Origin of the sequence: Streptococcus sp. HMSC36C04 (genome assembly GCF_001839535.1) — a bacterium.
In the GTDB taxonomy this organism is placed as follows: domain Bacteria; phylum Bacillota; class Bacilli; order Lactobacillales; family Streptococcaceae; genus Streptococcus; species Streptococcus hominis.
Genome location: NZ_KV841600.1, coordinates 43,982 through 60,087 on the forward strand (window position 1 = coordinate 43,982; position 16,106 = coordinate 60,087).

General features: G+C 41.8%; 13 protein-coding genes and 1 riboswitch. Of the genes, 7 read left to right on the plus strand and 6 right to left on the minus strand.

Features of this window, described 5'->3' with window-relative positions; genetic code table 11:
- From ldcB to HMPREF3249_RS06835, 6 genes are all read left to right on the plus strand, one after another.
- Positions 1 to 1,106, plus strand: a 1,106-nt coding sequence (gene ldcB / locus HMPREF3249_RS06810; protein WP_180363197.1) for an LD-carboxypeptidase LdcB/DacB, incomplete at its 5' end; no start/stop codon positions are given.
- A gap of 256 nt (positions 1,107 to 1,362) precedes the next feature.
- The gene (gene spxB, locus HMPREF3249_RS06815; RefSeq protein WP_059221531.1) at positions 1,363 to 3,168 is read left to right on the plus strand and encodes a pyruvate oxidase; all 1,806 of its coding nucleotides are present in this window, start codon (positions 1,363 to 1,365) and stop codon (positions 3,166 to 3,168) included.
- 257 nt (positions 3,169 to 3,425) lie between these two features.
- Entirely contained in the window at positions 3,426 to 4,562 is a 1,137-nt protein-coding gene (lctO, locus tag HMPREF3249_RS06820) for an L-lactate oxidase (RefSeq protein ID WP_057489817.1), read from the plus strand.
- Positions 4,563 to 4,816: 254 nt separating this feature from the next.
- The gene (locus HMPREF3249_RS06825) at positions 4,817 to 6,256 is read left to right on the plus strand and encodes a 6-phospho-beta-glucosidase (protein ID WP_057489816.1); all 1,440 of its coding nucleotides are present in this window, start codon (positions 4,817 to 4,819) and stop codon (positions 6,254 to 6,256) included.
- Between the two features lie 200 nt (positions 6,257 to 6,456).
- Positions 6,457 to 7,134, plus strand: a complete 678-nt coding sequence (locus HMPREF3249_RS06830; protein WP_057489815.1) for a response regulator transcription factor — start codon at positions 6,457 to 6,459, stop codon at positions 7,132 to 7,134.
- Positions 7,135 to 7,136: 2 nt separating this feature from the next.
- Positions 7,137 to 8,003, plus strand: coding sequence for a sensor histidine kinase (locus HMPREF3249_RS06835; RefSeq protein ID WP_057489814.1), 867 nt, complete (start codon positions 7,137 to 7,139; stop codon positions 8,001 to 8,003).
- Positions 8,004 to 8,053: 50 nt separating this feature from the next.
- On the opposite strand, the gene HMPREF3249_RS06840 is transcribed toward HMPREF3249_RS06835, so the two are convergent.
- The 6 genes from HMPREF3249_RS06840 to HMPREF3249_RS06865 form a co-directional block, all read right to left on the minus strand.
- Complete coding sequence (locus tag HMPREF3249_RS06840) at positions 8,054 to 8,812, minus strand: ABC transporter permease (RefSeq protein WP_059221529.1); 759 nt, start codon at positions 8,810 to 8,812, stop codon at positions 8,054 to 8,056.
- A gap of 13 nt (positions 8,813 to 8,825) precedes the next feature.
- Positions 8,826 to 9,734, minus strand: a complete 909-nt coding sequence (locus tag HMPREF3249_RS06845) for an ATP-binding cassette domain-containing protein (protein WP_059221527.1) — start codon at positions 9,732 to 9,734, stop codon at positions 8,826 to 8,828.
- Positions 9,735 to 9,860: 126 nt separating this feature from the next.
- A complete protein-coding gene (locus tag HMPREF3249_RS06850; RefSeq protein ID WP_247907186.1) occupies positions 9,861 to 10,559 on the minus strand; it encodes an alpha/beta fold hydrolase in 699 nt (232 codons plus the stop codon).
- A gap of 137 nt (positions 10,560 to 10,696) precedes the next feature.
- Positions 10,697 to 11,350: an energy-coupling factor transporter transmembrane component T gene (locus tag HMPREF3249_RS06855; protein ID WP_059221524.1), complete on the minus strand. Its 654-nt coding sequence runs from the start codon at positions 11,348 to 11,350 to the stop codon at positions 10,697 to 10,699.
- Positions 11,347 to 12,681 carry an ATP-binding cassette domain-containing protein gene (locus HMPREF3249_RS06860; RefSeq protein WP_049533357.1) on the minus strand — a complete coding sequence of 445 codons (1,335 nt, stop codon included), beginning with the start codon at positions 12,679 to 12,681 and terminating at the stop codon, positions 11,347 to 11,349. The genes HMPREF3249_RS06855 and HMPREF3249_RS06860 overlap by 4 nt, the downstream gene beginning before the upstream one ends.
- Before the next feature lies 1 nt (position 12,682).
- Entirely contained in the window at positions 12,683 to 13,243 is a 561-nt protein-coding gene (locus HMPREF3249_RS06865; RefSeq protein ID WP_003039723.1) for an ECF transporter S component, read from the minus strand.
- An 83-nt stretch (positions 13,244 to 13,326) separates the two neighbouring features.
- Positions 13,327 to 13,414, minus strand: a riboswitch (TPP riboswitch).
- A gap of 264 nt (positions 13,415 to 13,678) precedes the next feature.
- On the opposite strand from HMPREF3249_RS06865, the gene metE reads away from it, so the two are divergent.
- Entirely contained in the window at positions 13,679 to 15,928 is a 2,250-nt protein-coding gene (metE, locus tag HMPREF3249_RS06870) for a 5-methyltetrahydropteroyltriglutamate--homocysteine S-methyltransferase (protein WP_059221521.1), read from the plus strand.
- Positions 15,929 to 16,106 lie beyond the last annotated feature (178 nt).

Sequence of the window (16,106 nt, forward strand, 5' to 3'; positions counted from 1 at the left end):
TGACTGGCACGATTCACATTGAAAACAAGACTTCCCAAGGTTTCGATGTGGTGGTGACGAATGTCAGCTCCACCAAGGGTGTGAAGACAGTAAAGCTGCCTGTTTGGTCTAGTCAAGGTGGCCAAGATGATGTGATCTGGTACGATGCGATTAAGCAAACAGATGGCACCTATAAGTTGAGTGTAGATATCCGCCGTCATAAAAATAATCGTGGTGAATATAACATACACATGTACTATGTTCAGTCGGACGGTAGTTTGCAAGGTGTGACGGGTACGACAACTAAGGTGGAAGGCCCTCAAACAGGTGCAAAAGAAGTACAATATAATGGCTCCTACTACTTTATCCAAGGTAAATATGATGAAATTGTAGTGGCAAACAAAAAGCATCCGATGGCTGCTAACTACAATCCTGGTGAAAATCCAACTGCAAAAGCTGCCTTTCTTCGATTAAGAAATGATATGATTGCTCAAGGCTATAATGTTGGTTATGCTTACAGCGGATTTAGAAGTTATGATTATCAAAAAGTTCTGTATCAAAATTATGTGAACAAAGATGGTCAAGCTGCTGCGGATCGTTACTCTGCACGTCCGGGTTATAGTGAGCACCAAACAGGTCTTGTCTTTGATTTAACGGATAAAGCGGGCAATCTTTTAGAGGATACTGCTGCAAGTAATTGGTTGAAGAACAATGCATATCGCTACGGTTTTGTAGTCCGTTACCAACCAGGGAAAGAAGCTTCGACAGGATACATGCCAGAAGCATGGCATATTCGTTATATCGGTAAGGAAGCTGATGAAGTTTACCATTCTGGTTTGAGTTTAGAGGAATATTATGGCTTTGAAGGTGGAGATTACGCTTCATCAGTAACCCCGTCAAAACCAACGACTCCGTCTCCCCAAACACCCTCTATCCCTGCTCAAGGTGTCTATCGTTTTACAAAACGCTCCTCTATCAAAGCAGAAGCTAGAATGTCAGCCCCTGAATTGGCTTATTATGATGCCGGGCAATCGGTCACTTATGATAAGGTTTTGAATGCAGATGGTGCGACATGGATTTCTTACATTGCTTTTAGCGGAAAGAGACGGTATATTGCTATTGCTTAATTCAAACTTTACAACATCTACGGTTGAGAATCCGTAGGTGTTTTTTTATATTTGAAAAGCATTGTTTATCGTTTCACAAACTTAGATAAAGCATAAAAGGAAATGCTGTTGTGTATAAGCTTTTTGATATTTTCTGAGATTGTGAAAATCTGTGAGCAAATTTTTTGTAAACGAATTCAAAAAGTATTATGATATTACCGTAACTAAAAAACAGATTTTGAAATTGCAATTCCATTCTCTGAGATGGAGGATTATTATGTCTAATGTGAACACAGTGCCTGCTGCTGTTGCTATGCTTCGTGTATTGGAAGCATGGGGTGTGGAAAATGTTTACGGTTACCCTGGTGGTTCTGTCAATTCAACTATGAATGCGCTGGATCTGGAAAAGGAAAACATTCACTTTGTTCAAGTTCGTCACGAACAAGTTGGAGCTCTTGCAGCTGCAGCTCATGCTAAATTGACTGGAAAAATAGGCGTAACTCTTGGATCTGCTGGCCCTGGTGCTGTCAATCTTTTAAATGGCTTGTACGATGCGCGGGAAGATCATGCTCCGGTTTTGGCTTTGGTCGGTCAAGTTCCTAGCACAAATATGAATTATGATTATTTCCAAGAGTTTTCTGAATTACCGATGTTTAGTGATGTTGCGGTTTACAACCGAGTGGTTATGACACCAGAAAGTCTCCCTTATGTTGTTGATAAAGCGATTCGTGAGGCTTATAAACATAATGGTGTAGCTGTTGTTATCATGCCAAATAACTTTGGTTATGTAGAAATTCCAGATGTAGATTATGCTTCTCATACAGCAGAAAAAAACTTACCGTTGCCACAAGCAACGGATGCCGAAGTGGATCAATTTCTTGAACTAGTAAAAGCCGCTAAGCGTCCTATTTTTCATGTAGGTTCTGGTATCGGAAACAATGCCCAGTTATTGATAGAACTGTCTCAAAAATTGCAAATTCCGATTGCTGTAGCTGGTCTGGCTAAGGGCAAAATTCCAGATGACTTTGAAGCCAACTTAGGAACATTGAATCGTGCTGCTTCTAAGGTTGGTGATGAAGCTTTTGCGGCAGCTGATCTGGTGATTGCTCTTGGGACAAACTTCCCATTTGCCAACTTAGTTTATCGTTCTCATGATTTTAAGTTTGTTTCTATTGATATTGATGCTGCTAATTTTGGTCGTCATCACTACTTGGATTTAGGAATTTTATCAGATTCTGGAAGTTTTCTGAAAAAAGCCTTGGAACGTAGTGAAGCGGTCGCTCCGCAACCATTTTATCAAGCAAGTGTGGCAGCCATGAAAGATTGGAAAGCTTATCTGGCACGTTTAATGCAAAAAGCAGACGGACCACTAGAGTTTGAGCAAGTTTATCGCGAAATCAACCGCATTTCAGATGCCAATGCTGTCTATGGTATTGATGTTGGGGACAATATTATCAATAGCTTCCGCTTCTTAGACTTTACATCAGAGAAGAAATGGACCATCTCCGCTCTTTTTGCCACCATGGGTTATGGTGTACCAGCTTCTATCGCAGGTCAATTTGCTTTTCCGAATCGCCAAGTTTTCAATATTGCTGGGGACGGTGCATTTTCAATGGTGATGCAGGATCTGACGACCCAAGTCAAATACCAGTTGCCAATTATCAATATTATCACTTCTAACAATTCACTCAACTTTATCAAGTCTGAACAGGAAGATCTGGTCATGAACTTTTCAGGCGTAGATCTCTACGAAGTAGATTTTGCGAAAGTTGCAGAAGGAATGGGAGTAGAGGGAATAACAGTTAAAACTTTAGAGGAATTGCCCGCTGCATTTGACCGCGCACTTGAAGTTTCAAAATCTGGGAAGCCTGTTCTGATTGATGCTAAAATCACCGACAAACGTGGTATCCCTGTGGAAGAGTTGGAATTGGATATTGTTGATGGTGACTTTGTAGAAAAAATTTCTGCTGGTTATCAAGAAACACATGGTCAAATGAGTCCAGAAGAATTCTTTGCGGCTTATGATGGGCAAGAGCTACGACCTATTACAGCTTATTTCAAAGAATATGGTGTCAAGCCATAATGTGAGCCACAGCTTATCTTAATTTTTACGACCTTTATAGTAGTTAGAGCGGGAAGGTATCCCCTCTAACTCTACTATAAATTGCAAAAGCTGTTTCACTTCATTAAATTGGTATAAATTTTATACAAATTCTTATTATTCTGATCTGTTAGATAGACTGATTGAGTTTTTTGTTTCGAGAGAATGAAAGCGCTTGCTTTAAAGGCTTGATTGAATTCTCTCTATGGATATGCGCATATAAGACAGGAGGAAATATGATGTCTTACCAAACTAGTAGTGCTGAAGGCCCAGTTGATTTCATTAACACTTATGATTTAGAGCCCATGGCTCAGAAGGTCATTCCCAAAGCTGCATTTGGCTATATTGCAAGTGGAGCTGAGGATACCTTTACTTTGCGAGAAAATATTCGTGCCTTTAACCATAAGCTAATTGTGCCTCATACACTTCGCAATGTGGAAAATCCAAGTACAGAGATTGAATTTGACGGGGATAAACTATCGTCTCCAATTATTCTAGCTCCGGTAGCGGCTCATAAGCTAGCGAATGTACAAGGAGAAGTAGCTTCAGCAAAAGGTGTGCATGAATTTGGTTCTCTCTACACCACTAGCTCTTATTCAACAGTCGATCTTCCAGAAATTTCGCAAGCCCTTCAAGGAACACCACATTGGTTCCAGTTCTACTTTAGTAAAGATGATGGCATTAACCGTCATATCATGGATCGGGTTAAAGCTGAAGGGTATAAAGCAATTGTCCTGACAGCCGATGCAACTGTTGGAGGGAATCGTGAAGTGGATAAACGAAATGGCTTTGTTTTTCCAGTTGGCATGCCGATTGTAGAAGAATACCTTCCTGATGGTGCAGGCAAGACAATGGACTTTGTTTACAAATCAGCTAAGCAAAAATTATCCCCTCGTGATGTGGAATTTATCGCATCTTACTCAGACCTTCCTGTCTATGTCAAAGGTCCACAATGCCGTGAAGATGTAGAGCGCTCGCTTGATGCCGGTGCTTCTGGTATTTGGGTGACCAACCACGGTGGACGGCAAATTGACGGCGGTCCGGCAGCATTTGATTCATTGCAAGAAGTGGCTGAAACAGTTGACAAACGTGTACCAATTGTCTTTGACTCAGGTGTCCGTCGTGGTCAGCATGTCTTTAAGGCACTCGCTTCTGGGGCAGATTTAGTGGCTATTGGACGACCTGTGATTTATGGTCTAGCTCTTGGTGGTAGTGTGGGTGTCCGCCAAGTCTTTGAGCATATCAATGATGAATTAAAAACAGTGATGCAATTATCTGGTACCCAAACGATTGAAGAAGTAAAACACTTCAGACTTCGTCACAATCCTTATAATCCAACTTTCCCAGTAGACCCACGGGATTTGAAATTGTACTAAAATGGATAAATTATCATCCAACTCTCTTTGGCTTTTCAAAGGGAGTTTTGTTATGCTAAGCGATAGAGAAATGAAGTCAGATACCCGATTTTAATAACAATATTCAGTTCTAAATGACAAAAGTTAGCAAAAGTCGTTAATGCACTTGGAAAATAGAATAGTATCACTATTTGACAGTATTTTATAAGAAAACTTCTTCTTTGTTTGTTATAATATAAAGTATAGAAAACGTTTTATATTATAAGGAGGAAGATATGACAGAAAAATTGACTTTTCCAGATGGATTTTTATGGGGCGGAGCGACCGCTGCCAACCAATGTGAAGGGGCCTATGATGTTGATGGTAGAGGTCTTGCAAATGTCGATGTGGTGCCGATTGGTGCGGATCGTTTCCCGATTATTGCAGGTAAGAAAAAGATGTTTGACTTTGAGGAAGGCTATTTCTATCCGGCAAAAGAGTCCATTGATATGTATCATCATTTTAAAGAAGATATTGCGCTTTTTGGCGAAATGGGCTTTAAAACTTATCGACTCTCTATCGCCTGGTCTCGGATTTTTCCAAAGGGAGACGAGTTGGAACCTAATGAGGCAGGCTTGAAATTTTACGAAGACCTCTTTAAGGAATGCCATAAGTATGGCATCGAGCCTTTGGTGACTATTACCCACTTTGACTGTCCTATGCACTTGATTGAGGAGTACGGGGGTTGGCGCAGTCGCAAAATGCTGGAATTTTATGAGCGTCTTTGCCGCACGCTCTTTACTCGTTACAAGGGTTTGGTCAAATACTGGCTGACCTTCAATGAAATCAATATGATTCTCCATGCACCGTTTATGGGAGCAGGACTTTACTTTGAAGAAGGGGAAAATGAAGAACAGGTCAAATACCAAGCAGCTCACCATGAATTGGTAGCCTCAGCTATTGCTACCAAGTTAGCCCATGAGATTGACCCTGAAAACAAGGTTGGCTGCATGCTGGCAGCCGGTCAGTATTATCCAAATACAGCCAATCCGGCAGATTACTGGGCAGCTTTGCAGGAAGATCGAGAAAGCTATTTCTTCATTGATGTCCAGTCCAGAGGAGAATATCCAAACTATGCCAAGAAGAAATGGGAGCGTCTGGGTATTGAAGTTGAAATGACAAAAGAAGATCTAGAGTTACTTAAGACCTATACAGTGGATTTCATTTCCTTCTCTTATTATTCCAGCCGGGTGGCTTCTGGTGATCCAAAGGTCAATGAAAAAACTGCCGGAAATATCTTTGCATCGCTTAAGAATCCTTACCTAGAAGCTTCTGAGTGGGGCTGGCAGATTGACCCGCTGGGCTTGCGAATTACTCTTAACGTCATCTGGGATCGCTATCAAAAACCCATGTTTATCGTGGAAAATGGTCTGGGAGCAGTCGATACGCCGGATGAAAATGGCTATGTCGAAGATGACTACCGCATTGACTACCTAGCTGCCCATATCAAGGCGATGCGTGATGCAATCAATGTAGACGGCGTAGAACTTCTAGGATACACCACTTGGGGCTGTATCGACCTAGTGTCAGCCGGTACTGGCGAGATGAAAAAACGTTATGGCTTCATCTATGTTGACCGTGACAACGATGGAAACGGCACACTCAAACGTTTCAAGAAGAAATCCTTTGACTGGTATAAAGAAGTCATTGCGACTAATGGGGCAAGTGTGAAATAGAGCAATTGGAGCGTGAGACAGAATTTAAAATCATTTTAATCGGCTCTCTTATTTCAAGAATTCGGTGAGAGTGGGACAGAAATCAGTAGCTTCGTAGAAACTTGATTTCGTCATCCCACTCTCTTTTTTGCGTTCCGTTGACTTCCGTCTTTTTCCTTGTTACACTAAGGATAAAAGATTTCATTAGAAATGGAAGAAATATGGCAAATATTTTAATCATAGAAGACAACAACGATATTCATGATATTTTAAAAGATTTGTTTCAAGCTGAACATAGAGTTTTTTCAGCATATTCTGGAACGGAAGGACTGCTTGTTTTTGCGCAGCAGAAGATTGATTTGGTGCTGCTGGATATTATGTTGCCGGGAAAAAATGGTGATCAAGTCTTAGCAGAAATTCGCAAAAGCAGTCAGATTCCAGTGGTCATGCTGACAGCTTTGGGTGAGAAGCCACTGGTTAGTCAGTATCTGTTGGACGGCGCGAATGATTACATCGTCAAACCGTTCGATCTGGACGAGCTTTTTGCGCGTGTGACAGTGCAGTTGCGTAACCACCTTTCACAAGAGCAAGCAACGGAGATTCAAGGGATAAAAAATATCCGTCTTTCACCAGATACATTTGAAGTGGTCAATGGCGAGAAGCGAGTTCGTTTGGGGAAGAAGGAGTATCAGATACTTCAAACCTTGCTTCGTCATCCGAAGAAAATTTACACAAAAGAAGAATTATTTGAATTGGTTTGGGGAGAACCCTACCTGCCGGGAGATAATACACTGAACACTCACCTTAGCAATCTTCGTAAAAAATTGGCCCAAGTAGATGATTCGGAAGAATATATCGAAACGATTTGGGGACTGGGTGTACGGCTTAAGGAGGACTGAGAATGCTTGAATTTATACTAATTATGTTCATCGGTCTGCTTGGGTTCTTGCTCGTGCGTTATCATGTTGCGGTCCGTAATTTTTCACAGCAGATTCGTGAGAAACGAGAAACTGGTAGTCAAATTCGTTTGGCACCTCAAAACCACACCCAAACGATTGTTGAGTTGGCAAATGAAGTTGAAAAGCTCTTTCAAGAAGTAGAGCAGACACGTTTTATCGCTCGTCAGGAAAAGAAAACCTTGGATATGGCGATTAGCAATATTGCTCATGATATTCGCACACCCTTGACCATTGCTAGTGGCTATACCCAACAGCTTATAAAGGGAAAAGAAGAAAATGAACAGCTGTTGAAAATTGCGACCAATCTGTCCGTTGTTTCCAATCGTTTAGAAGCTCTCATGGAATACCGCCGTCTTATGGAAGGGGCAGTTCGACCACAGTTTCGACAAATAGATATTTCCAAACTGATTGCAAAGCAAATGCTTCCTTTTTATGATGCCTTTCAAAAGCAAGGAATTGAATTGCAAGTAAATTTGCAGGAGGGGTTAGTAATAAAGACAGATCCAGAAATTTTGGAGCGAATTGTCCAAAATATGTTGAGCAATGTCCTCAAGCATGGAAAGGAAACTGCCCAGCTATCTTTAATCCGAAAAGATGCGGCTATTCTTTTAAGTGTAAAAAATATAGTCCGTCAGCCAATTCAGCATTTGGAAAAATTGACCAATCGTTTTTATTCTGAAAACCTCTCTAACACGGAAGAATCTTCTGGTTTGGGACTTTATATCACTCAACAACTGGTAGATATTCTTGGCGGTGATTTAACTATGAAAGCTGAAGGAGAATGGTTTGGATTGTTTATCCGTTTGTGAATATTTTATACAGAAGAACAACTAATCATTTGACTAGCTGTTTTCTTTTGTTATAAATCTTTTCTTTTAAATACCTGTATACCACTAAATGTAAAAAGAAGTGTGATGAGAAGAGCGATGGTTATGGTTTTGACCACCATATCCTGTTTAGAAACCATGTCAAAATAGAATTGCATGTTCAAGTATTTCAACCAGTCAATATCTGGGTAAAAGGCAGTTGGCAGACTTAGCAGGGAAACACCGATCAAATAAGTGAAAATAGCAGCTATAATAGAGTTGGTAGCATACAGTACGAAAGAAACAAGGCTAACCCAAGCTAGGGTACAAATAAATTGAACCCCTATCGTAATGAAAAAATTAGAAAGAAAATGTTTGGGTGCGGTTCCCATGCCATTGATGAGCGTAGCTGGAATAAATGAGGAATAGGTTAGAATCAATTGAAGTACGATGAGACTTGCCAGAACAAGAAACTTAGACAAATAGAATTCTGTCCGTGAAATACCACTAGTAATAGAATTTTTATATAATTTCTGGGTGAGATCAATTCCAATCAATAAAACAACAAGGATAATAGTAAAAATAATGGTATTACTAAGATTATCAGAGGTTTTAGTGATAGCCTCAAAGCCAGTCCAGCCTCCGTTATCACCCAGTTTTTCAAAAGCTTTTGTATCTGTATGAACTCCGATACTTCCCACAACACCGTAGAGCACACCTAATAAGAGTGTGATGATAAAAAGGATTTCTGTAATCCAAAAACCTTTTGAACGAAAAAGACGATAAAAGTCTGCTTGAATAATATGAAACATGATAAACCTCCCTCTATTCTACTAGATCTGTAAAGTATTTTTCTAAATCTTGACGAGCATAGTAGATTTCATTGATAGCAATATTCGCCTTTCCTAGCTCTTGAATAATCTTGTTGATTTCGTGCGAGTGAGTGAAAATATGCAGCTCGTCTGTTGCATTTACAACTTTGAGGCGGTAGCCTAGTTGATCGTGAAGAATTTTGCTTGCTTCAGCAAGATTATTTGTTTTCAAAACGATATAATCTTCATTATCTTCTTCAAATTCTACTTTCGTAATTTCTTTGATGAGATGACCATTTTCAATGATGCCGAATTTTGTAGCGACCAAGTATAGTTCACTTAAAATATGACTGGAAATGATGAAGGTCATATTCAATTCTTCATTGAGGCGTTGCACCAACTGGCGGAATTCTTTGATTCCGACAGGGTCAAGCCCGTTAATCGGTTCATCCAAAATCATCAAATCTGGTTTTGACAGAAGAGCAATGGCAATGCCCAAGCGCTGTTTCATTCCAAGAGAAAAATCTCGGAATTTTTTCTTGCCAGTATTGGTCAAGCCCACGTAAGAGAGAGTTTCTTGGATAACCTTATCCGCATTTGGGATATGCCGTATCTTGCAACAATAGTTTAAGTTTTCATAGGCCGTCAAGTGATTGTAAGCAGCGGGTGCTTCAATGACAGAACCAACTCGCTTGAGAGCGTGCGTCCATTCGGAGTTATTAGAAGAGCCAAAGAGAGCGACCGTACCGCTATTGGGCTGAATCAGCTGGGTAATCACTTTGATAAGCGTTGTCTTACCAGCTCCATTTTTTCCAATTAGCCCGTAAATTTCTCCTTGCTTTACGGTGAGACTGACATCATTCAAAGCGAGTTGTTGTCCAAATCTCTTGCTGATGTGTTTCACATTTACAACAGTTTCCATAACGTGACCTCCATTTTTTCTATCGTAGAGTTCCCCTCTTTTCACTATTTAGTATACAAAATGCTTGTCAAATAAGTCTCAAGCAATTCTCAAATATTTCTAAAATTTAAAAAATCTGAGAAAACCTCAGATTTCACAATTTTGTAGGATAAATCTTTCAATCATAGTGGCCATTTCTTGAGGATGGTCTGTGTTAAGTGTATGATTTCCACCTGAAAGTGTCACAAAATCTGCTTGTGGTAAAGCTGCAGCTAATTTTTTAGAGGAAGGCAGGTTAGGCCAATCTTTGCTGCCACAGATGATGAGGCTGGGAAGTTGTATTGCACTTAATTGACTTGATAAATCTAAATTTTTCAAGTCTTTTAACAGGCCAACAAAAGATTTTTTATGAAGCCCCTCTTTTTTAAATAGGGAGTCTGGTAGGCAAGAGAAAATAAGCAGCTGGAGTTTATAGAGTAGATTGGAGCTTAGTTTATATTGAGTTCCTGATAAAACGAGTGCTTGGAGCTGAGGAAATTGTTGCCCCACCTTTAAGGCAAGAGTTCCACCGAGAGACAATCCAACTAGAACAAATGGTTCGTTAATGGCTTGAAGTTCCTGACAAAGGTGTTGTTCTAGCTGAGAGACTGTCATGATGTTGTTATTTGTGTAAAAGAGGTCTAAAGCCTCGGTGTCATATTGTGGCAGAAGTTCACGGACTTTATCCCAAGAGTGTTTATCCTGTCCAAGACCGTGTAAAAAAATGATTTTCATGAGTGACTCCTTTTTATTTTCAACAAAAGAGATGGGAACGATTGTAAGAGTAAACCTATTAAAATCTATCATAAATTGGATTACTTGATATCATTATAGCATAAAGACGGTGCTTGTGTTGCGATAGAATTAGACGATGACCTACTTTAAATGGATAAAAAGACCTTCTAAAAAATAAAATTGATTGTAGTGTTTTTTGTATCAAATTCCTACTTTGGGATAAAAAGGGTTAGATTGATAAGGAGGAAAATCAAGAAGCAAGCAAGGGTGGTGCTTTTTGGTGTTTCTAAATGTCGGTAATAGCTTCGCTTGACAGTCTCATCAAAGCCGTGTGCATACATAGCTTCTACATAGGAATCACGCCAGTTAAAAGCGATAAAAATTGCTTTGATATAAAAGATTGGCGACCAGAAATGTAAGGTTTTGCCTCGCAAGAGACTAGCTTCGCGAACGGCTTGGATTTCTTTTTGAATAATTGGAATAGCATTTAAGACAACGAGCAGTCCGTAAGTAAAGTGACTTGGAAATCCCTTCTGATGCCAGTAGCGCAAGAGTTGATTGAGATTGACGCCGTATAAAAAGGTCATTCCCAGAGCCGCTAAAGCAAAGGAACGTGTAAACAGAACGCTTGCTTGACTTTTATCGCCGTGAAGTTGAATAGCCCAGTAATTTGCTAGTGCTGGTAGCAAAGGTAAGAGCAGTGTCCAGAAAATACCCCACCATTTCTTTAGGCAAATGAGGTGGGCAAGTACTCCTACGACAATAGCGCAGTTGAGCCATGTTGAGCGGATAAAGGAAATTTCTAGCGTCAGTACAATGAGAAGGAGCAAGAGTGCTAGGACATTTGTTTCTTCTTTTTTCATAGCGACCTCCTTTCTGTCAGTCCGTCGGACGTCAGCTCTACCAAATAATCACTAATACCGTCCAAGGGTTCTAAGCGATGAGAAATGATAATAAAGTTCTGTTGTGCGGCTTTTTCTCTAATCCAATTAGCAAAAAAATCACAGGCTTTTTTATCTAAGCCAGTAAAGGGCTCATCCATGAGTATGACAGGAGTTTCCAAGGTCAGGATAGATAATAATTGAATAATTTTTTTCTGCCCGCCACTCAAGTGAAAAAGGCTGGAATCCATTTTGTCTGCTAAACCAAATAAATCCAAAGCTTCTTGTACTTTTGCTTGGTTTTCACTGGAAAGAGAAGACAGGTTTAATTCCTCTGCGGGTGTTGTCCGAATGAATTGCTTTTCAGCATCTTGTACAACGGCAGTAATATGTCGGTACAATTGTTTGCTTTTCTTGAGTTTTTGTCCCTGATAACGCATACTGCCTTTGTATTTTTGTAATTGCAAAATGGCACGAAAGAGAGTGGACTTGCCGACACCGTTAGCTCCGATGAGTGTTGTAATACCTTGCTGAAAAGTAAAATCCTCAATCGCAAAAAGTATTTTTGAGTCAAATTGACAGGAAACGTGCTGTAATTGTAAGAGAGGATTTCGCTGGGTATTTTCGCATGCCAGCTGATAGCTTGGGAGTTCCTTTTTTAAAAGAGCTACATCTCGTTCAAAAAGTTCGCCATTTTTTAACTCAACAAGGTGGTCAACGCAGTCCGCATAGAGACTGCGGTCGTGGTCGCACAGAATCACCGTTTTCCCCATTTTTGTCAAATCTGATAGTAAATGAATCAAGCGCTTGCGTGCTTCTTGATCGACAGAAGCAAAGGGCTCGTCCAATAGAATAATCTGCGAATCCATAGCCAACAGAACCGCCAGAGAGACTTGTTGCTTTTCTCCACCAGATAAGGTCAGAAAGTCTCGATGAAGCAGGTGCTCTACTTTGCCAAGTGCAATCGCATGCTGGATTTTTTCATCAATCTGTTCAGCGGGTGTTTGGAGATTTTCTAAGGTAAAAATCAATTCCTCATAGAGAGTTGGCATGGTGAATTGACGGCTTGGATTTTGAAACATCATACTGAGGTAGGTGACTCGTTCATGAATAGGTAAATGAGATAATAGTGTATCACCCAGTTTGACCTCTCCAGAGAAGTCTAGTTCGTTGAAATTCGTTAAAATCCGAAAAAGGGTTGATTTGCCAGCACCGGTATCACCAATCAAGAGCGTCATTTTTCCTGTTTCAAAGGCGAAGGTTAAATCTTTAAAGACATCTTTAAAATAAATGTGCTCTAATGTTAGTTTCATCTTATTTACCAGCAGCTTGGTTAATCTTGTCGTAAAGATTCATAATAATTTTGACTAGAACGGCGCAGAAAAAGAATACAGAGAAGAAGCGAACAATAAGCAATGCTAAGACAAAACCGGGTTTGAAAGCGTAGTAACCAATTTTGAAATATTCATAGGTAAAGCTCAAAAGGGTCGTACCAATGGCGCTATAAGTCAGAGCTAGCCAGTCGTAGCGTTTGTATCGCGTCGCAGCAAACCCAAGCTCGCTACCAAAACCTTGAATGAGCCCAGAAATCAACGTGCTCATGCCAAATTGGCTGCCATATAGTATCTCTGCGAGGGCTGCAAGCACTTCTCCAATCGTGGCGCTACCAGCTTTGTGAATGAGCATAGCTGACATAGGAGCTGCCATACACCAAAGACCAAACAAGACTTCATTGGCGAAAGGCTCCAAACCTGCTGGTGCTAAAATAGCTGTCAAAATGTTGTAAAGAAAACCTGAACCGACAAAAATCCCACCAAAAAGAATAGCCAAAAGAGCTAAGAGGATAACATCTCGTAAACTCCATTTTTCAAACATAAAAAAACTCCTTCTAACAGAGCAGATGAGGAGTTTTGGCACGACAAAATAAAATCTAATCACATAAATGATTAGAACGGTTTGGTCTTTCTTATACATTTCCCTGCGGCAGCATTAACTGCATCAGGTTCCATGGGTATAATCTCAGCCTCAGCACCCCAAATGTTCTTTTCTTTTTATTATGTTGCTATTCTAACATCTATTTTCAAAAATAGCAAGCAAAGGATTTTCAAAAATTTTGATGCATACGGCTGCTATAGCCTTAAACTATATCAAATCATAAAATGTTAAACGACACGCGATGAAATCAACGCTTAATATATATTTAGAATCTTGCCATAGTTTTTAACTATAGCAAACTCCTAGAAATTCCAATTATACAGAGCTTAGATTTTCTGTTAAGATAGTGTCAACAAGAAATTTTGGAGGATGACTATGTCAACTACGATTATTGGCTTCCCGCGTTTGGGAGAATTCCGCGAATTAAAATTCACTACTGAAAAATACTTTAGGAATGAAATTTCAGCTCAAGAGCTCCTGACTGCTGCCAAGGACCTGCGCGCCAAGCACTGGAATATCGTCAAAGAGCACGGGATTACTGAAGTGCCGTCCAACGATTTTTCTCATTATGATAACGTTTTGGATGCTGCCTTCCTCTTTAACGTAGTGCCGTCCTCTGTTCAGGTCTTGGACCTGTCTGATTTGGAGCGTTATTTTTCCCTGGCCCGCGGCTACCAAGGGGAAAAAGGGGACGTCCGTGCCCTGCCCATGAAAAAATGGTTTAACACCAACTACCATTACATCGTTCCAAAGTTTGAAAAAGACACCCAGGTCAAACTGGCCGGTCACAAGATTTTTGACGAATACCAGGAAGCCAAGGAACTGGGCCTGGATACCCGTCCGGTCCTGGTAGGTCCCTTTACCCTTCTGCAGCTGTCCGACTTTGAAGAAGGGGTAGAGGCTGCCCAGTTTGTGGCTGCCATGGCCAAGGTCTATCAGGAAGTCTTTGCCAAATTGGCCGACCTAGGAGCTGAGCGCATCCAGCTGGATGAGCCAAGCCTGGTCAAGGACCTGTCCGCCGAAGAGAGGGTCCTCTTCCTTGATCTCTACAGGAAACTCCTGGCTGACAAGAAGGGACTGGAAGTCCTGATTCAGACCTACTTCGGCGATGTTCGGGATATCTACTCTGATTTGATCGAACTGCCGGTAGACGCTATCGGTCTGGACTTCGTCGAAGGCAAGAAAACCCTGGAGCTGGTCAAGTCCGGCTTCCCGGCCGACAAGACCCTCTATGTCGGGATTGTCAACGGTAAGAATATCTGGTGCAATAATTATGAAAAGAGCCTGGCTGTCCTGGAGCAGGTTCCGGCTGAAAAGCTTGTGCTGACCAGCTCTTGCTCCCTCCTGCATGTACCTTTCACCACAGCCAATGAAGACTTTGAAGAAGCTATCCTCAAGCACTTTGCCTTTGCGGCTGAGAAGTTGAATGAGCTTCGGGACCTAGATGCCATCCGCAATGGTGGCGGAGCAGAAGCCCTGGCTGCCAATAAGGAACTCTTTGCGACAGAGCGTGTCGGTCAAAATGCTGAATTGGCAACTCGTATCGCTGGATTGACAGATGCAGACTATACTCGTCTGCCGACCTTCGCAGAACGCGAAGCCATTCAGAAAGAAGCCTTCAAACTGCCGGCCCTTCCGACGACAACCATCGGTTCCTTCCCTCAGACCAAGGAAGTTCGGGCCAAGCGCCTGGCCTTCCGCAAGGGAGAACTGTCCCAGGAAGACTATGACAAGTTCCTGGCTGAGCAGGTTGACGAATGGATCAAGTGGCAGGAAGAAGTTGGTTTTGATGTTCTGGTTCACGGGGAATTTGAGCGTAATGACATGGTAGAATACTTCGGTCAAAACCTGTCCGGCTACCTCTTCTCCAAGAACGGTTGGGTGCAGTCCTACGGTATGCGTGGGGTGAAACCGCCGATTATCTGGGGCGATGTAACCCGCCTCAACCCGATTACTGTTAAATGGTCCAGCTATGCTCAAAGCCGGACTGACAAGCCGGTTAAGGGAATGCTGACGGGACCTGTAACTATCCTCAACTGGTCCTTCCCACGGGAAGATATTTCCATCAAGGACTCTACCCTGCAGATTGCTCTGGCCATCAAGGACGAAGTTCTGGACCTGGAAGCTGCCGGCGTTAAGATTATCCAAATCGATGAAGCTGCCCTGCGTGAAAAGCTGCCGCTCCGTCGCAGCGACTGGTATGAAGATTATCTGGACTGGGCTATTCCGGCCTTCCGTCTGGTCCACTCTACCGTTGCACCGGATACGCAGATCCATACCCACATGTGCTACTCAGAGTTTACCGATATCATCCCGGCCATTGACAACATGGATGCGGATGTTATCTCCTTTGAGGCCAGCCGCTCCAACCTGGAAATCCTGGATGAGCTCAAGGCCAAGAACTTCCAGACAGAAGTGGGACCTGGAGTTTACGATATCCACTCTCCTCGTGTACCAAATGAAGAGGAAATCGACCACACCATCGAAGCCATCCTGACCAAGGTGCCGAGCCGCAAGCTCTGGATCAATCCTGACTGCGGCCTGAAAACGCGTGGTATTACTGAAACCAAGGCCAGCCTGGTCCGCCTGGTAGAGGCAGCCAAGGCAGCGCGTGAAAAACTTTAATCAAAAAATAAGAGCTGACAGAAGGGTGGACCTGCCCCTGCCCTTGCTGTCTTATACTCGTCGAAAATCAACATGATACTTTGCCAGTTTCAACAGTCCAGTGGACTGTTGAAAGTTGCGGATAAAAGGAATGCAGTTCCTGTCAAAAACTGTCTGGGAGACTGTGAGAGGTTGCAAA